The sequence below is a fragment of the Mesorhizobium caraganae genome (genome assembly GCF_016836705.1).
In the GTDB taxonomy this organism is placed as follows: domain Bacteria; phylum Pseudomonadota; class Alphaproteobacteria; order Rhizobiales; family Rhizobiaceae; genus Mesorhizobium; species Mesorhizobium caraganae.
Genome location: NZ_JAFCGY010000031.1, coordinates 1 through 16,607, shown reverse-complemented (window position 1 = coordinate 16,607; position 16,607 = coordinate 1). Strand labels below are relative to the sequence as shown.

Below are 16,607 nucleotides of genomic sequence, written 5' to 3'. Positions count from 1 at the left end.
AAGACGCCCTATTTGCCCTATTTGAAGACACTCGGCAGCCAGAGCGAGATCGCCGGAATATACGTCACCAGTCCCAGGACCACGATACCCGCGCCATAGAACGGCCAGATCGAGCGCATCGCTTCCCATACCGTGATCTTGCCAACCGCGCAGGCGACGAACTGCACCGTGCCGACCGGCGGCGTGTTGAGGCCGATGCCGAGATTGAGGATGGTGATGACGCCGAAATGCACCGGGTCGACGCCATAATGCGTCACCAGCGGCAGGAATATCGGCGTACAGATGATGATCATCGGCCCCATGTCCATGAAAGTGCCGAGCAGCAGCATCAGGACGTTGAGCAAAAGCAGCACCACCAGCGGGTCGGTGGAGATGGCGTTCATCCCCGCGATAAGCAGCACCGGCACTTTGAGATAGGCCATCAGCCAGCTGAACGAGGCCGCCGTGCCGATGATCAAAAGCACCATCGAGGTCGTGCGCACCGCGCCCTTTGTGGCATGGACGAAATCGCTCCACGCCATCGACCGGTAGACGAAGACGGTGACCAGCAAGGCGTAGATGATGGCGATGCAGGAGCTTTCCGTCGCCGTGAAAATACCCGAGCGAACGCCGCCGAAGATGATACCGATGAGCAGCAGCCCGGGAACCGCGATCACCGCCAGCTGGCCGACGCGCGAGAAGCCGGGGAAGGCCTCGACCGGATAGCCGCGGCTGCGGGCGACAAAATAGGCGGTGACCATCAGCGACGCGGCGAACAGCAGACCGGGCAGGATGCCGGCGGTGAACAGGTCGGCGATCGAAATCTTGCCGCCGCCGGCGATCGAATAGATGATCATGTTCTGCGACGGCGGCAAAAGCAGCGCGATCAGCGCCGCCATCGAGGTGACGTTGACAGCGTAGTCCGCGCCGTAGCCGCGCTCTTTCATCTGCGGGATCATCAGCCCGCCGACGGCGGCGGCTTCGGCCACCGCCGAGCCGGAAATGCCGCCGAACAATGTCGCGGCGATGATGTTGACCTGACCGAGCCCGCCGCGGACATGGCCGACCAGTGAGCCAGCAAAGGAGACGATGCGCTGCGCGATGCCGCCGCGCACCATAAGGTCGCCGGCAAAGATGAAGAACGGAATCGCCATCAGCGAGAACGCCGACATGCCTGATTTCAATTGCTGGAACACCACCAGGGGCGGCAGGCCGAGATAAAGCACGGTAGCGAAAGATGCGGCACCCAGGCAAAACGCGATTGGCGTGCCGGCAAACATCAACAGCGTGAAGACGCCGAACAGGATCCAGAGTTCCATCTAGGCCTCCTGCACGGCCGGCATCTCCGGCACGTCTTCGAGATTGATGTCCTTGTCGATGTCGACGCCCGACCAGCGCAGCACGATGCGTTCGGCCGAGAACAGGCAGATCAGAACGCCGCCGGCGACCAGTGGCAGATAGTCGAAACCGCCGGGAAGTTCGAGCGCCGGAATGACGGTGTGCCAGGTCAACCCGACCAGCTTGCAACCGTACCAGACCATGCCGAAGCCGAAGCCGAACGCGATCAGGTCGGACAATGTGCGCAGCGCCCATTTGCTGCCTTTCGGCAGGATGTAGAGCAGCACGTCGAAGCCCATATGGTAGTTCTCGCGCACGCCGACCGCCGCGCCCAGGAAGATGAACCAGTTCATCAGCATGATGGCGGTGACTTCCGTCCAGCTCGGCGACGCGTTGAGCACGAAGCGGGAAAACACCTGGTAGGCGACGAGCGCGGTCATGACGACCATCCCGATACAGGCGAGATAGAGCGCGCCGTCGCAAATCTTCGAAAGCACCGCGCTGAAGCGCGGTGGCGCTCCGCTCCCGGCCATTCCCGCTGTCATCCGATCCTCCCGGTCTTTCCGTCCGTCACAACGATTGGCGGGGCAGCGCTAGGCCGCCCCGCCAGGAGATTACTTGGTTGCCTGGATGCGCGCGGCGAGATCCTTGAGTTCCGGCGTCGACAGGTACTTGTCGTAAACCGGCTTCATCGCATCGATCAGCGGCTGCTTGTCGATCTCGCTGACCTTGACGCCGGCCTTCTCGACGATGTCGCGCGACTTCTTTTCCTGCGCATCCCACAGTTCGCGCATCTTGACGACACTGTCCTTGGCCGCTTGCTGGACGATCGCCTGGTCTTCCGGCGTCAGTCTGTCCCAGCTCGGCTTCGCCATCACCAGCACTTCCGGCACGATCTGGTGCTGGTCGACGGTGTAGTGCTTGGCGACCTCATAGTGCTTGGCGGATTCGAAGCTCGGCCAGTTGTTTTCGGCGCCGTCGATGACGCCGGTTTCGAGCGCCGAATAGACCTCGCCATAGGCCATCGGCGTGGCGTTGGCGCCGAGCGCATTGACCATGTCGACGAACACGTCGGACTGGATGACGCGGAACTTCATGCCCTTGAGATCGGCGATCGAGGTGATGTCCTTCTTGGTGTTGTAGAAGGAGCGCGCACCGGAATCGTAGAAGGCGAGACCGACCAGATCATGCGCCTCGAAGGCCTTCAGAATCTCGTCACCGATCGGCCCGTCCATGACATGGCGCATCTGGTCGACCGAGCGAAACATGTAGGGCAGCGACGGCACAGCGGTTTCCGGCACGATGCCGTTGAACGGCCCCATCGAGACGCGGTTCAAATCGATGACACCGGTCTGCGTCTGCTCGATCGTGTCCTTCTCCTCGCCGAGCTGCGCTGAATGATAGACTTCGACCGAATAACGGCCGGCGGTGCGCTCCTTGATCAGTTCGCCCATATATTTGACGACTTCGACCGTCGGATATCCATCCGGATGGGTGTCGGCCGAGCGCAGCACGGTCTGGGCGTTGGCAACGCCGATCATCAGCGAGCCGAAGGCGAATGTGGTCGCCGTCAGTTTTGAAAAATGCAACATGACTGTCTTCCTCCCTTTGTAAAAATCAAAGCGCCCGGCTCAGAGCCGGTACGCCTTCTTGGCAAGCGTGTAGGCGAGCTCCCGCGCCAGCTCGTGCGCCTCGTCCTCCCGCAGCCGTTGCTCGGCGACGAGACGGGCGAGAAAAGCACAGTCGACCCGGCGTGCCACATCGTGACGGGCGGGTATGGATGGAAAGGCGCGGGTGTCGTCATTGAAACCGACGGTGTTGTAGAAGCCGGCGGTTTCGGTGGTCATTTCGCGGAAGCGGTGCATTCCTTCCGGGCTGTCATGGAACCACCAGGCAGGCCCGAGCTTCAGCGCCGGATAGACGCCGGCGAGCGGCGCAAGTTCGCGCGCATAGCTCGTCTCGTCGAGCGTGAACAGGATGATGGTCAGGTCGCGCTCCAGCCCGACGCAGTCGAGCAAAGGTCTGAGCGCCGCCGCATAGTCGGTGCGGGTCGGGATATCGAAGCCTTTGTCGCGGCCGAATTTTTGGAAAACACCAGGCGAATGATTGCGCCACGAGCCGGGATGGATCTGCATAACCAGCCCGTCGTCGCGGCTCATCTTGGCCATTTCGGTCAGCATCTGGGCGCGAAACAGTTTGCGCTCGCGCTCGTCGTCGGAGCCGCGACGGATGCGGTTGAACAGCTCTTCCGATGCCGCATCGGAAAGGTCGGCGGTCTCCGCAGTCGGATGGCCATGGTCGGACGAGGTCGCACCGAAGCTTTTGAAGAAGGCGCGGCGCTGGCGATGTGCGTCGAGATAGCCGGCCCATGTGCCGGTATCGCAGCCGCTGACCTCGCCGAGACGGTCGAGGTTGCCTAAGAAGCCCTCGAAATCTGGATCGACGACGGCATCCGGCCGGTAGGCGGTGACCACGCGGCCTTGCCAGCCGCTGTCGCGGATCGCCTTGTGCCATTGGAGATCGTCCAGCGCCCCCTCGGTCGTCGCAATGACCTCGATGTTGAAGCGCTCGAACAGTGCACGCGGGCGATAGCCGTCCTGTTTGAGCAGGCCGGCGATGGTATCGTAGTGGCGGTCGGCGGTGCTGGCGTTGAGCGGCTCGTCAATGCCGAACAGATGCTCGAGCACATGGTCGAGCCACAGTCGCGTCGGCGTACCGCGGAAGAGGTAATAGTGCTCGGCGAAGCGCCGCCAGATCGCCCTTGGGTCGCTCTCGACCGGCGAGCCGTCGAGCGGTGATATGCCGAGGTCCTCCAGCCGCACGCCCTGACTGAACAGCATACGGAAAATATAGTGGTCGGGCACGACCAGCAATTGCGCCGGGTCCGGAAACGGCTCGTTGAGTGCATACCAGCGTGGATCGGTGTGGCCGTGCGGGCTGACGATCGGCACGTCCTTGACCCCGGCATAGAGATCGCGCGCGATCGAAAGCGAGCGCCCTTCAGCGGCAAAAAGCAGATCGGGGTGGGTCAATCCTGCCACGTCACTCCTCCCAAGGGCGCTATCGGTAGGATTGGGAAGAAGTAATGTCAACATACAAAAATTCGATTGTTGTATGATGACTTTTAGCCAACACCGGGTCATTGTGCGGCGGGAGAACGGATGGTACGCCGCTAGCCTCCCGACCGATCAATCCGAGCCCGACAAGCCAAACCATGACAACCAGACGCCTTTGCAACGACACGGTGCGATCCTTGCCGGCCTCGGTTGCGATCCCGGCCTATGACCGCGCCGCCGTCGCCCCAGGCATTGTCCATCTCGGCGTCGGCGCCTTTCACCGCGCCCATCAGGCAGCCTATGTCGATGACTGCCTGGCCGCCGGCGAGACCGGCTGGGGTATCATCGGCGTGTCGCTCCGCAGCCCCGAAACGCGCGATGCGCTGACGCCGCAGGACGGGCTCTACACGCTGGCGGTGCGCGGCAGCGATGGCGAAGCGCTTCAAATAATCGGCTCGATCCAGTCGATCCTGGTGGCGCCGGAAGATCCCGGCGCGGTGCTCGCCGCGCTGACCGATCCGCGCACCCGCATCGTCACGCTGACCATCACCGAAAAGGCCTATTTGAGGGCAGCCGACGGCAGCCTCGACGAAAAACATCCCGATATCGTCCACGATCTGGCCAATCCCGGATCGCCGAAAACCGCGCATGGCTTTCTGGCTGAAGCGCTGGCGCACCGCCGCGCCGCCGGCACGCCACCCTTCACCGTGCTGTGCTGTGACAACCTCCCGGCCAACGGCGCCACGCTGCACCGGTTGCTGATCGCATTCGCCAAATTGCGCGATGACCGGGCCGCTGCATCGGGCGATGCCCTGCTCGCGGAACACATCGTCGATGCGGTGGCATTCCCCTCGAGCATGGTCGACCGCATCGTGCCGGCAACCATCGATGCCGACCGCGCGCGCATCGCCGGTGAGCTCGGCGTCCAAGATGCCTGGCCGGTGATGACTGAGCCGTTCCGGCAATGGGTAATCGAAGACAGGTTCCCGGCGGGACGACCGGCCTGGGAAAAATTCGGCGTCACTATGGTCGAGGACGTGAGGCCGTTCGAGGACATGAAGCTGAGGCTGCTCAATGGCGCCCATTCGGGCATCGCCTATCTCGGCCTGCTCGGTGGCCATGCCACCGTCGACCGCGCCTTTGCCGACCCGGCGATCCGTGAATTCGTGGACCGGCTCTGGGCCGAAGCGATCCCGACCTTGCCTAGAGATGCCGGGCTCGACACGTCAGCCTACACGGCCGAGCTTGCCGAACGTTTCTCCAACACCGCGCTCGCCCACCGCACGGCGCAGATCGCCAATGACGGCAGCCAGAAACTGCCACAACGTATTGTCGCTTCCGCCATCGAACGCATCCAGGCCGGCCTGGTCCCGGAGCATCTGACGCTGGTGATCGCTGCCTGGATCGCCGCCTGCGAGGCGCGCGGCAAGGACCTGCCGGAAGCCCACTTCACCGATCCGCTCGACACCGCGCTGGCCGCTCTCGGCGAGCAGCCGACGCTGGAAAGGGTGGCTGCGGTGTTCGACCTCGCCGGCTTCGCCAGCGGCAAGCCCGAGAAGCAAGCGCTCATCGAACTGGTCGCCGCCCACCGCGTCCATATCCGGCAGGGCGGGATAGCGCTTGCGCTCGCAGCGCTCGGAAAGACGAGACGGGCCTAACGGCGATCCAGGCCCGGATTCTGATCCGAAAGAGCCCGCATTGCCGAGCCGGCAAGTCGCCATTCCGTCCGACTGCTGACATGCTTCAGCCATATCTGTGGGCACAAAAAAAGGCCGAGTTGAACCCGGCCTGTCTCGTAGTTTGTTTTCGCCTGTGGCCTAAGCTGCCAGCAGCGCACTTTCGAGCGTGGTGAGCTGGGCGAGGAACTGCTCGGCCTTGCTGCGGGACTGATCGTCCTTGGCATCGGCAGCGTCTTCCTTGGCATCCTGGATGCGGCGGGCGAGATCGGCCCGGTCGATGTCGCCGACGGCAACCGCCGATTCGGCCAGCAGCGTGCAGCCGGAAGGCAGGATGTCAGCGAAGCCGCCGAACACCACATAGCGCTCTTCCTTGCCGCCGGCGGTCTTCACCGTGACGACGCCTGGCTTGATCGTGGTCATGACCGGCGCGTGATGCGCCATCACGGTCATCTCGCCTTCGGCGCCGGGAATGACGACGGCTTCGACCTGCTCGGAAACGAGCAGCCGCTCCGGCGAGACCAGTTCGAATTGGAAAGCTTCAGCCATGATCATTTTAGCGAGTAGGGAATAGTGAGTAGCGAGTAGGGAAAGAAGACCCGCTCAACCCATCAGTCCCTATTCGCTACTCCCTATTCGCTATTCGCTTCTTATGCCGCTTCCGCCGCGAGACGCTGTGCCTTCTCGACCGCTTCGTCGATGCCGCCGACCATGTAGAAGGCGGCTTCCGGCAGGTGATCATAGTCGCCGTTGCAGAGGCCCTTGAAGCCCTTGATGGTGTCGGCGAGGTCGACCAGCTTGCCCGGAGAGCCCGTGAACACTTCGGCGACGAAGAAGGGCTGCGACAGGAAGCGCTCGATCTTGCGGGCGCGAGCCACGGTCTGCTTGTCCTCTTCCGAGAGCTCGTCCATGCCCAGGATGGCGATGATGTCCTGCAGCGACTTGTAGCGCTGGAGGATCGACTGCACCTGGCGGGCGACGGCATAGTGCTCTTCGCCGACGACCAGCGGGTCGAGCATGCGCGAGGTCGAATCGAGCGGATCGACCGCCGGGTAGATGCCCTTTTCCGAGATCGCGCGGTTAAGCACGGTCGTCGCGTCAAGGTGGGCGAACGAGGTTGCCGGCGCCGGATCGGTCAAATCGTCGGCGGGCACGTAGATCGCCTGCACTGAGGTGATCGAGCCCTTGGTCGTCGTCGTGATGCGTTCCTGTAGCGCACCCATGTCGGTGGCCAGCGTCGGCTGATAGCCGACGGCCGAAGGAATACGGCCGAGCAGCGCCGACACTTCCGAACCCGCTTGCGTGAAGCGGAAGATGTTGTCGACGAAGAACAGCACATCCTGGCCCTGGTCGCGGAAATATTCAGCGACCGTCAGACCGGTCAGGCCGACGCGGGCACGTGCGCCCGGCGGCTCGTTCATCTGGCCATAGACCAGTGCCGCCTTGGAGCCTTCGCCGCCGCCCTTCTTGTTGACGCCGGACTCGATGAACTCGTGATAGAGATCGTTGCCTTCGCGGGTGCGCTCGCCAACGCCGGCGAACACCGAGAAGCCGCCGTGAGCCTTGGCGACGTTGTTGATCAGTTCCTGGATCAGCACGGTCTTGCCGACGCCGGCGCCGCCGAACAGGCCGATCTTGCCGCCGCGGGCGTAGGGCGCCAGAAGGTCGAGAACCTTGATGCCGGTGATCAGGATCTGCGCTTCCGTCGACTGTTCGACATAGGACGGAGCCGGCTGGTGAATGGCGCGCATTTCGATACCGTCGACCGGGCCTTCTTCGTCGACCGGCTCGCCGATGACGTTGATGATGCGGCCGAGCATGCCCGGGCCGACCGGCACGGTGATCGGCGCGCCGGTGTCATAGACGTCCTGACCGCGAACCAGACCTTCGGTGGAGTCCATGGCGATGCAGCGCACGGTGTTTTCACCGAGATGCTGGGCAACTTCGAGCACCAGGCGATTGCCGACATTGGTCGTCTCGATGGCGTTCAGAATGGCCGGCAGGTGATCGCCGAACTGGACGTCGACGACAGCGCCGATGACCTGGCGGACCTTGCCGACAACGCCGGTCTTCTTCACAACGGCGGCCGTCGTCTTCGCTGCCGTAGCCTTGGCCGGGGCCGCTGCCTTGGCGGGCGCAGCCGCCGTCTTGGCCGGAGCGGCCTTCGCCGCTGTTGCCGGAGCCTTTGCCGCCGCTTTGGGAGCTGCCGCCTTCGGGGTCGCTGCTTTCGCCATCGTCTTTACCCTTTTCGTCCTTTGTTTCTCACGCTCCACCACAAGGTCGATGACCTCCTGGCGGCCGCGCCTAGAGCGCCTCGGCGCCCGAAATGATTTCGATCAGTTCCTTGGTGATCTGCGCCTGCCGCTGGCGGTTGTAGGTGATCGACAGCTTGTTGATCATGTCGCCGGCATTGCGCGTCGCATTGTCCATGGCGCTCATCTTGGCGCCCATCTCGCCGGCTGCGTTTTCGAGCAGCGCGCGGAAGACCTGAACCGAGATGTTGCGTGGAATGAGGTCAGCGAGGATTTCGCCCGGCTCCGGCTCGTATTCGTAGACGGCGTTGCCGCCGACGGTCGCCTCGGCCGGGGCGGAAGCGACGCCGGCCGGGATGATCTGCTGTGCCGTCGGGATCTGGCTGATCACCGACTTGAACTGCGAATAGAACAGCGTGCAGATGTCGAAGCCGCCCTCGCCGAACAGATAGATAACCTTGCGAGCAATGGCGTCGGCATTGACGAAGCCGAGCGTTTTGACCTCACGCAGATCGATGCGTTCGAGGATCATCGAACCGTAGTCGCGGCGCAGGATGTCGTAACCCTTCTTGCCGACGCAGATGATCTTGACCTGCTTGCCGTCGGCCAACAGCCGGCGGATGTGGTCGCGGGCGAGGCGCGCGATCTGCGAATTGAAGCCGCCGCATAGGCCGCGCTCGGCGGTGCAGACGACGAGCAGATGCACGTCGTCCTTGCCGGTGCCGGTCATCAGCGCCGGGGCATCGCCGCCGCCGCCGATCGCCTGGGTGATGTTGGCGAGCACCAAACCCATGCGCTCCGAATAGGGGCGCGCGGCTTCCGCGGCTTCCTGCGCGCGGCGCAGCTTCGCCGCGGCGACCATCTGCATCGCCTTGGTGATCTTCTGCGTCGCCTTGACCGAGGCGATACGGTTACGAAGGTCTTTTAACGAAGGCATGCTTCAAACCTGATCCCGTCCGTCCGGCTTTCTCAAGCGAAGGTCTTGGCGAAGGCATCGATCTCGGCCTTCAGCTTGGCGCGCAGATCGTCCGACAGCGCCTTCTCCTTGCGGATGCCGTCAAGCACGTCCTTACCGGCCGAGCGCATGTGGCTGAGCAGGCCATGCTCGAACTTGCCGACCTGATTGATCGCCAGCTTGTCGAGGTAGCCGTTGACACCGGCGAAGATCACCGCGACCTGTTCCTCGACCTTGAGCGGCGAGAACTGCGGCTGCTTCAGGAGTTCGGTCAGACGCGAACCGCGATTGAGCAGGCGCTGCGTGGCGGCGTCGAGATCGGAGCCGAACTGCGCGAAGGCCGCCATTTCGCGGTACTGCGCGAGCTCGCCCTTGATCGAGCCGGCGACCTGCTTCATCGCCTTGATCTGCGCCGACGAACCGACGCGCGACACCGACAGACCGACGTTGACGGCTGGGCGAACGCCCTGGAAGAACAGATTGGTTTCGAGGAAGATCTGGCCATCGGTGATCGAGATCACGTTGGTCGGGATGTAGGCCGACACATCGTTGGCCTGCGTCTCGATGACCGGCAGCGCGGTCAACGAACCGCCGCCATTGTCGTCATTGAGCTTGGCGGCGCGCTCGAGCAGGCGCGAATGCAGGTAGAACACGTCGCCCGGATAGGCTTCGCGGCCCGGCGGGCGGCGCAGCAAGAGCGACATCTGGCGATAGGCGACAGCCTGCTTCGACAGATCGTCATAGCTGATCAGCGCGTGCATGCCGTTGTCGCGGAAATATTCGCCCATGGTGCAGGCGGTGAACGGCGCCAGGAACTGCATCGGCGCCGGATCGGAAGCGGTGGCGGCGACGATGATCGAATAGTCGAGCGCGCCGCGCTCTTCGAGAACCTTCACGAACTGCGCGACGGTCGAGCGCTTCTGGCCGATGGCGACGTAGACGCAGTAGAGCTTTTCCTTCTCCGGGCCGTTGTCGTGGACCGCCTTCTGGTTCAGCATCGTGTCGAGAATGATGGCGGTCTTGCCGGTCTGGCGGTCACCGATGACCAGCTCGCGCTGGCCGCGGCCGACCGGGATCAGAGCATCGATGGCCTTGAGGCCGGTCGACATCGGCTCGTTCACCGACTTGCGCGGGATGATGCCTGGCGCCTTGACGTCGACGCGCTTGCGTTCGGTTGCCTTGATCGGGCCCTTGCCGTCGATCGGGTTGCCGAGCGCGTCGACGACGCGGCCGAGCAGGCCCATGCCGACTGGCGCATCGACGATGGCGCCGGTCCGCTTGACGGTGTCGCCTTCCTTGATGTCGCGGTCGGCGCCGAAGATGACGACGCCGACATTGTCGGCTTCAAGGTTGAGGGCCATGCCGCGGATGCCGCCGGGGAATTCGACCATCTCGCCGGCCTGGACATTGTCGAGGCCGTAGACGCGGGCGATACCGTCACCGACGGACAGCACCTGTCCAACTTCGGAGACCTCGGCCTCCTTGCCGAAATTCTTGATCTGGTCTTTCAGAATTGCGGAAATTTCCGCGGCGCGGATGTCCATCAGCCGACCTCTTTCAGTGCAAGCTTGAGCGAATTGAGTTTGGTTTTGAGCGACGTATCGATCTGGCGCGAGCCCATCTTGACCACCAGCCCGCCGAGCAGCGACGGATCGACGGTAACGGATATGGCCACGTCCTTGCCGGCGACGCTTTTCAGCGCGGCCTTGAGTTCGGTCTGCTGCGCCGCCGTCAGTTCATGCGCCGAGGTGACCTCGGCAGCGGTCTCGCCGCGATGCTCGGCGGCGATCTGGCGGAATGCCTTGATCATGCCGGGCACGGCGAAGAGGCGACGGTTGCGGGCGACGACGCGCAGGAAATTGCCGGTGAGACCGGTGATGCCCGCCTTGTCGGCGATCGCCGCGATCGCCTTGGCCTGGTCCTCGCTGGAGAACACCGGGCTGTTGATGAGGCGCGTCAGGTCGGCGCTGCCATCCAGCATCGTTGCGAAGTTGTTGAGGTCGGCCTCGACCTTGGCCACTGAATTGGACTGCAGTGCGAGTTCGAACAGCGAACCCGCGTAGCGTTCTGCGACACCTGAGATTGGCGATGACGATTGAGCCACGGACCGTCTTTTCTCTTGTCTGACAGGCCGCAGATTGTTGGCGCGAGCAAAAAACTCTGGCTAAATCTTTGACCTTACTAAGTTTTTCCAAGCACGAAGACGCGGCTTCCGCTATCCCCGGCCGAAAGTCGATTGCCGTCTAGCACAGGCATTTTAAGACCGCAATGCGTCGTTCCGCATGCTTTTCAGGCACTATTGTCGCATCCGGCGGCAGAGTTCAACCGAAGCCTTTGGATTCAGGGCAGAAAGCCGAAGACGAAGGCGAGCGGCAGTGCGGCCAGCACCAGCTCGACAATGATCGACGCCCAGTTGAAAGGCGTGTTCGCGCCATCCGACATCATCGACAGCAAACGGCCGAAAGCGGTGAACAGCCAGGAGAAGCCAAGCGCCATATAGAGCCATGGCTGCGCCAAAAGAATGCAGCACAGGCTGACGCCGAGATAGAAGCCGGACATGCGGCCGCGCCCTTCGGCGATGGCCGCTGCCTTTTCCGGTCGAACCTGCAGCCTGAGGATGCGAAAAGCGAGCCCCGGCGCGAGGAAGAATATGAGGCCAAGCGCCAAGGTGACGACGGCGCTCGACCACGCCAGCCATTCGCCCTGGCTGGTCGGCCATGGAAACGCAAACTCCATCTTTTTCCCCTCGCAAATGGCTCTTTGAAAATCGCGAGCATTCTAGCGAAGGAAAGACTGCGCGCCAGATGGCGGTGGGCAGTTTAGCAACGGCGCATCAGCCAAGCGCGAACTCGACCGCCGCCTCGGCATGGATGCGCGTGGTGTCGAACACCGGAATGTCGATATCGCCTTGGCCGATCAGCATGGTGATCTCGGTGCAGCCCATGATGACGCCGTCAATCTTTTCCTCTCGCCGCAAGCGGGTGACCTCGTCGAGGTAGGCCGCCTTCGATGGTGCGCTGACGATGCCCTGGCAGAGCTCGTCATAGATCACCCGATGCACCATGTCGCGGCCGGCCTGGTCCGGCACCACCGGCTGCAGCCCATATTTCTCTACCAGCCGGCCCTTGTAAAAATCCTGCTCCATGGTGAAGCGCGTCGCCAGCAGCGCTGGCCGCTTGACGCCGACGCCCTTGACTGCCATCGCCGTGGCATCGGCAATGTGGATAAGTGGAATGGACACCGCCGCCTGCACCTGATCGGCGAGCTTGTGCATGGTGTTGGTGCAAATCAGCAGCCCTTCGGCGCCGCCCGCCTCCAGCTTGTGCGCGGCACCCGAAAGAAGCACGCCCGCGCCGTCCCAATCGCCATGATGCTGCCGCTCGGCGATCTCGGCGAAATCGAAGGAATGGAGCAGCAGCTTTGCCGAATGCAACCCGCCCAATCGCTCGCGCACGATCTCGTTGAGCAAGCGGTAGTAGATGGCTGTCGATTCCCAGCTCATGCCGCCGAGCAGACCAAGGGTTTTCATACGCTGAGTCTCCAGCAGGACCGAACGACCTCTCTCACAGAAAAGCTTTGCAGGTCGATGTCAACCTGAAGGCGAGCCGCACCGCGCTGCGGCCCACGCCCAAATGTCAGCGCGCACCCGATTCGGTCATCCTCGCACTGGTGCCGAGGTGATGCAGGCTTTGTGCCGTATGCCTCGAACTCCAGGCAACCGGCGGGTCGGGCAGATCGAGATCGAAATGTGCCCTCCCGAGCAGTGAATTGACGATCTTGGCGCTGCGCCAGGCCATCAGGCTGAGCTGCGGCTCGGCTATGCCATGGCTGAGGCGGCCGGCATTGAGCGCATAGATGCGCCGGTCATCCGGCCCGTCCCACTCAACCTCGAAGCTGGCGTTGAGGCGGTAGTGGCCGCGCTCGTCCAGCGCGATCCTGTCCATCAGCGGCGTCATGCAGTCGGGAATCGCGAAGGCATAGCCGGTGGCCGTCATAGGTGCGGCGCGACAGATCGCCGGAGGCCGAGAAGAAATAGTCGAAATCGCCTTTCTTGCCCTCGACCGAGACGCTGGTGCTGGGCCCGGCCGATTTGCCGGGATTCTTGGTGAAGGCGCCGCCGCCGCGGGCGTTAGCCTTTGCTTACAAAAAGCTTTGCGGGTCGATGTCGACCTGTACGCGGACCGAGCCGCGTTGCTTCGGCCCTTCAGCCAGCATGGTGCGGATGAAGCCTTGCATGTCGGCCCGTCGCTCGCCCTGGATCAGCAAGCGGAAGCGGTGGCGCCCGCCAAGCAGGGACAGCGGCGCCTCGGCCGGGCCAAGCACGAACAGGTCGCTGGCCTGGGGTGCTGCGCGGCGCAAACCACGAGCGTGGCCTTCGGCCTCCGCTCGGGTCACCGCGCTGACAATGACGCCGGCGAGCCGGCCGAAAGGCGGCAGGGCCGCCCGTTCGCGCTCGGTGATCTCGCGTTCGTAAAACGCCTCGGCGTCGCCCGAGACGATCGCCCGCATCACCGGATGGTCCGGCTGAAAAGTCTGTAGCAGGCCGAGGCTCTTCTTGCCGGTGCGCCCGGCGCGGCCTGTCACCTGGCTGAGCAACTGGAAGGTGCGCTCGGCAGCGCGCGGATCGCCATTGGCGAGACCCAGATCCGCATCGACGACACCGACCAGCGTCATGTTGGGGAAATTATGCCCCTTGGCGACCAGCTGCGTGCCGATGACGATATCGGCCTCGCCATTGGCGATGGCCTCCAGCTCCAGCCGCAGCCGCCGAACGCCGCCCATCAGGTCGGAGGACAAGACGATGGTGCGCGCGTCGGGGAAATGCGCCACAACCTCTTCGGCGATGCGCTCGACGCCCGGCCCACAGGCGACGAGATGGTCGAGCGTGCCGCATTCGGGACAGGCCTCCGGCCGCTTTTCATTGTGCCCGCAATGATGGCAGACAAGCTGGCCGCGAAAGCGGTGCTCGACCAGCCAGGCCGAGCAGACCGGGCAGCCGAAGCGGTGGCCGCAGACCCGGCACAGCGTCAGCGGCGCATAGCCACGGCGGTTGAGGAACAGCAGCGACTGTTCTTTTTTCTCCAGCGTGCGCTGCATCTGATCGATCAGCAGCGGCGACAGGAAGCCGCCGCGCGCCGGCGGCGCGCGCCGCATATCGATGGTCTTGAGGTCGGGAAGGGCGGCCTCGGCAAAGCGCGCCGAAAGCACCGCCCTGCTGTAGCGGCCCTGCTGCGCATTGACCCGGCTTTCGACGGACGGCGTCGCTGATGCCAGCACCACCGGAAAGCTGCTGATATGGCCGCGCACCACCGCCATGTCGCGGGCATTGTAGAAGACGCGGTCCTCCTGCTTGTAGGCGGGGTCGTGCTCCTCGTCGACGACGATGAGGCCGAGCTCGCGGAACGGCAGGAACAGCGCCGAACGCGCCCCGGCGACGACGCGCACGCCGCCTTCCGCCACTTGCCGCCAGACCTTTTCGCGCATTCTGGGCGGCAGGTCGGAATGCCATTCGGCCGGCTTGGCGCCGAAGCGCTGCTGGAAGCGTTCGAGAAAGGCATGCGTCAGCGCGATTTCCGGCAACAGGATCAGCACCTGCTTGCCCTGGTCGAGAGCCGCCGCCACCGCTTCGAAATAGACCTCCGTCTTGCCCGATCCGGTAACACCGTCGAGAAGCGTCACGTTGAAAGCACCGGCCGCGACATTGGCGCGCAGCATGGCGGCCGCATCAGCCTGGTCCGGCATAAGCTCCGGCAGGGCGTAAGAGGCATCGGGCGCGGCGACCACCGGTCGCGGCGGGATCATCACCGTCTCGAACACGCCTTGCGCCTTGAGCCCCTCGATCACCGTCGACGACACGCCTGCCGCATGCGCCAGCCCGGATCGCGTCCAGGCGAGGCCACCTTCCGCCGTCTCCAGCACGCGTGTCCTCGCGTCCGTCATCCGATCGGGCATGAGAAGCGTCCGCTGCAGGCCCTCGATCCACGGTTCGGGATCGAACGCCTCCGGCGCCCTGAGCAGCATGCGCGCCACCATGCCGGGCGGCGACAGCGTGTACTGAGCGATCCAGTCGACGAAGCGGCGCATGCCGCGGTCGATCGGCGGACAGTCGAAAACCTGCTCGATCGGCCGCAATTTCTTGGCGTCGACCTTCTCGACCACGCCGTCCCAGACGATGCCGGCAACCTGGCGCGGACCGAGCGGCACGCGCACGATCGAGCCCGGCACCACGCGCATGCCGGCGGGCACCGCATAGGAGTAGGGCCGTTCGGCCGGCATCGGCACCAGCACCGGCGCGGCTGCGACAAAGGGCGAATCTTCGATCATCGGGCGTGACCTTGCCCCGACTTTGGTCTAGATCAAAGGGCAACCCCGAATGTGCATGGCATGCACATGAAAATCTTTCAGGAGACCCCCATGAAATTTTTTGTCGACACCGCTGACATCAAGGACATCAAGGAACTGAACGATCTGGGGCTGCTCGACGGCGTTACCACCAATCCCTCGCTGATCCTGAAATCCGGCGGCAAGATCGCCGAGGTCACCAAGCAGATCTGTGACATCGTCGAAGGCCCGGTTTCGGCCGAGGTCGTGGCGACCGAATACAAGAACATGATGGCGGAGGCCGAGGCGCTGGCCAAGATCGCGCCCAATGTCTGCATCAAGGTGCCGCTGACTCTGGACGGGCTGAAGGCCTGCAAGACGATCCGTACCCAGATGAACCGCATGGTCAACGTCACCCTGTGCTTCTCGGCCAACCAGGCGCTGCTCGCCGCCAAGGCCGGCGCCTCGTTCATCTCGCCCTTCGTCGGCCGCATCGACGACACCGGTTCGGACGGCATGGAGCTGATCCAGGAGATCCGGCAGATCTACGACAACTACGATTACCCGACCGAGATCCTGACCGCGTCGGTGCGCACCGTGAACCACGTCAAGCAGGCCGCGCTGATCGGCGCCGATGTCATCACCGCCCCGCCGGCGACGCTAAAGGCGCTGGTCAAGCATCCGCTGACCGACAAGGGCCTCGAGCAGTTCCTCGCCGACTGGGCCAAGACTGGCCAGAAGATCGGCTGAGACCAAGCTTAGATATCAACAAAAAGGCCGGGAAACCGGCCTTCTTTATTGCGATCCGCATATTGGGGAACGCTCCGAGACCGTTTCGAAATTCGCTCTGGCGAGTCATATGGTGGTGGTTTCGAGAACCGGAGCGGAGCGTACTTTTCGTATGTGTTGGGGTGGACGGCCCCCGACGGCATCGTGATGTGCCAGAATGAGGTCGTTGCAGATCTCATCAAGGGAGACCGTCCGTGGATAAACTTATTCGCATTGGCATGGATACGTCAAAGAGCGTGTT

At 63.5% G+C, this 16,607-nt stretch carries 15 protein-coding genes; 2 read left to right on the top strand and 13 right to left on the bottom strand.

The window, feature by feature from the left end:
- Nucleotides 1-17 precede the first annotated feature (17 nt).
- From JQK88_RS29600 to uxaC, 4 genes are all read right to left on the bottom strand, one after another.
- Nucleotides 18-1,298: a TRAP transporter large permease gene (locus JQK88_RS29600; RefSeq protein WP_203280293.1), complete on the bottom strand. Its 1,281-nt coding sequence runs from the start codon at nucleotides 1,296-1,298 to the stop codon at nucleotides 18-20.
- On the bottom strand, nucleotides 1,299-1,862 hold the full coding sequence (locus JQK88_RS29595; RefSeq protein WP_376740472.1) for a TRAP transporter small permease: 564 nt from the start codon (nucleotides 1,860-1,862) through the stop codon (nucleotides 1,299-1,301).
- Between the two features lie 69 nt (nucleotides 1,863-1,931).
- Nucleotides 1,932-2,909 carry a TRAP transporter substrate-binding protein gene (locus JQK88_RS29590; RefSeq protein ID WP_203280292.1) on the bottom strand — a complete coding sequence of 326 codons (978 nt, stop codon included), beginning with the start codon at nucleotides 2,907-2,909 and terminating at the stop codon, nucleotides 1,932-1,934.
- A 39-nt stretch (nucleotides 2,910-2,948) separates the two neighbouring features.
- Nucleotides 2,949-4,358, bottom strand: a complete 1,410-nt coding sequence (gene uxaC / locus JQK88_RS29585; protein ID WP_203280291.1) for a glucuronate isomerase — start codon at nucleotides 4,356-4,358, stop codon at nucleotides 2,949-2,951.
- 173 nt (nucleotides 4,359-4,531) lie between these two features.
- Here uxaC and JQK88_RS29580 point away from each other — a divergent pair, with 173 nt between their 5' ends.
- Nucleotides 4,532-6,031: a mannitol dehydrogenase family protein gene (locus JQK88_RS29580; RefSeq protein WP_192252658.1), complete on the top strand. Its 1,500-nt coding sequence runs from the start codon at nucleotides 4,532-4,534 to the stop codon at nucleotides 6,029-6,031.
- Nucleotides 6,032-6,190: 159 nt separating this feature from the next.
- Here the strand turns inward: JQK88_RS29580 and JQK88_RS29575 are convergent, their stop codons facing one another.
- From JQK88_RS29575 to JQK88_RS29535, 9 genes are all read right to left on the bottom strand, one after another.
- A complete protein-coding gene (locus tag JQK88_RS29575; RefSeq protein ID WP_192252660.1) occupies nucleotides 6,191-6,598 on the bottom strand; it encodes a F0F1 ATP synthase subunit epsilon in 408 nt (135 codons plus the stop codon).
- A gap of 101 nt (nucleotides 6,599-6,699) precedes the next feature.
- Nucleotides 6,700-8,283, bottom strand: coding sequence for a F0F1 ATP synthase subunit beta (gene atpD / locus JQK88_RS29570; RefSeq protein WP_162712003.1), 1,584 nt, complete (start codon nucleotides 8,281-8,283; stop codon nucleotides 6,700-6,702).
- 70 nt (nucleotides 8,284-8,353) lie between these two features.
- Nucleotides 8,354-9,238 carry a F0F1 ATP synthase subunit gamma gene (locus JQK88_RS29565; protein WP_192252662.1) on the bottom strand — a complete coding sequence of 295 codons (885 nt, stop codon included), beginning with the start codon at nucleotides 9,236-9,238 and terminating at the stop codon, nucleotides 8,354-8,356.
- A 32-nt stretch (nucleotides 9,239-9,270) separates the two neighbouring features.
- On the bottom strand, nucleotides 9,271-10,800 hold the full coding sequence (gene atpA, locus JQK88_RS29560) for a F0F1 ATP synthase subunit alpha (protein ID WP_192252664.1): 1,530 nt from the start codon (nucleotides 10,798-10,800) through the stop codon (nucleotides 9,271-9,273).
- Entirely contained in the window at nucleotides 10,800-11,360 is a 561-nt protein-coding gene (locus JQK88_RS29555) for a F0F1 ATP synthase subunit delta (RefSeq protein ID WP_192252666.1), read from the bottom strand. The genes atpA and JQK88_RS29555 overlap by 1 nt, the downstream gene beginning before the upstream one ends.
- 236 nt (nucleotides 11,361-11,596) lie before the next feature.
- Entirely contained in the window at nucleotides 11,597-11,992 is a 396-nt protein-coding gene (locus JQK88_RS29550; RefSeq protein WP_112559758.1) for an AGROH133_08824 family phage infection protein, read from the bottom strand.
- A 97-nt stretch (nucleotides 11,993-12,089) separates the two neighbouring features.
- Nucleotides 12,090-12,785 carry an aspartate/glutamate racemase family protein gene (locus JQK88_RS29545; protein WP_203280290.1) on the bottom strand — a complete coding sequence of 232 codons (696 nt, stop codon included), beginning with the start codon at nucleotides 12,783-12,785 and terminating at the stop codon, nucleotides 12,090-12,092.
- Between the two features lie 106 nt (nucleotides 12,786-12,891).
- Complete coding sequence (locus JQK88_RS29540; protein ID WP_203280289.1) at nucleotides 12,892-13,251, bottom strand: hypothetical protein; 360 nt, start codon at nucleotides 13,249-13,251, stop codon at nucleotides 12,892-12,894.
- A gap of 145 nt (nucleotides 13,252-13,396) precedes the next feature.
- Nucleotides 13,397-15,580, bottom strand: coding sequence for a primosomal protein N' (locus tag JQK88_RS29535; RefSeq protein ID WP_203280288.1), 2,184 nt, complete (start codon nucleotides 15,578-15,580; stop codon nucleotides 13,397-13,399).
- A gap of 90 nt (nucleotides 15,581-15,670) precedes the next feature.
- Between JQK88_RS29535 and fsa the strand changes: the two genes are divergently transcribed.
- On the top strand, nucleotides 15,671-16,327 hold the full coding sequence (gene fsa / locus JQK88_RS29530) for a fructose-6-phosphate aldolase (protein ID WP_192252676.1): 657 nt from the start codon (nucleotides 15,671-15,673) through the stop codon (nucleotides 16,325-16,327).
- Nucleotides 16,328-16,607 lie beyond the last annotated feature (280 nt).

Excerpts from the sequence above, each read along its gene's own strand:
- JQK88_RS29600 (WP_203280293.1), bottom strand. The coding sequence starts at position 1,298 with ATGGAACTCTGGATCCTGTTCGGCGTCTTCACGCTGTTGATGTTTGCC.
- JQK88_RS29595 (WP_376740472.1), bottom strand. The coding sequence starts at position 1,862 with ATGACAGCGGGAATGGCCGGGAGCGGAGCGCCACCGCGCTTCAGCGCG.
- JQK88_RS29590 (WP_203280292.1), bottom strand. The coding sequence starts at position 2,909 with ATGTTGCATTTTTCAAAACTGACGGCGACCACATTCGCCTTCGGCTCG.
- JQK88_RS29580 (WP_192252658.1), top strand. The coding sequence starts at position 4,532 with ATGACAACCAGACGCCTTTGCAACGACACGGTGCGATCCTTGCCGGCC.
- JQK88_RS29575 (WP_192252660.1), bottom strand. The coding sequence starts at position 6,598 with ATGGCTGAAGCTTTCCAATTCGAACTGGTCTCGCCGGAGCGGCTGCTC.
- atpD (WP_162712003.1), bottom strand. The coding sequence starts at position 8,283 with ATGGCGAAAGCAGCGACCCCGAAGGCGGCAGCTCCCAAAGCGGCGGCA.
- JQK88_RS29565 (WP_192252662.1), bottom strand. The coding sequence starts at position 9,238 with ATGCCTTCGTTAAAAGACCTTCGTAACCGTATCGCCTCGGTCAAGGCG.
- atpA (WP_192252664.1), bottom strand. The coding sequence starts at position 10,800 with ATGGACATCCGCGCCGCGGAAATTTCCGCAATTCTGAAAGACCAGATC.
- JQK88_RS29550 (WP_112559758.1), bottom strand. The coding sequence starts at position 11,992 with ATGGAGTTTGCGTTTCCATGGCCGACCAGCCAGGGCGAATGGCTGGCG.
- JQK88_RS29545 (WP_203280290.1), bottom strand. The coding sequence starts at position 12,785 with ATGAAAACCCTTGGTCTGCTCGGCGGCATGAGCTGGGAATCGACAGCC.
- JQK88_RS29540 (WP_203280289.1), bottom strand. The coding sequence starts at position 13,251 with ATGACGGCCACCGGCTATGCCTTCGCGATTCCCGACTGCATGACGCCG.
- JQK88_RS29535 (WP_203280288.1), bottom strand. The coding sequence starts at position 15,580 with ATGATCGAAGATTCGCCCTTTGTCGCAGCCGCGCCGGTGCTGGTGCCG.
- fsa (WP_192252676.1), top strand. The coding sequence starts at position 15,671 with ATGAAATTTTTTGTCGACACCGCTGACATCAAGGACATCAAGGAACTG.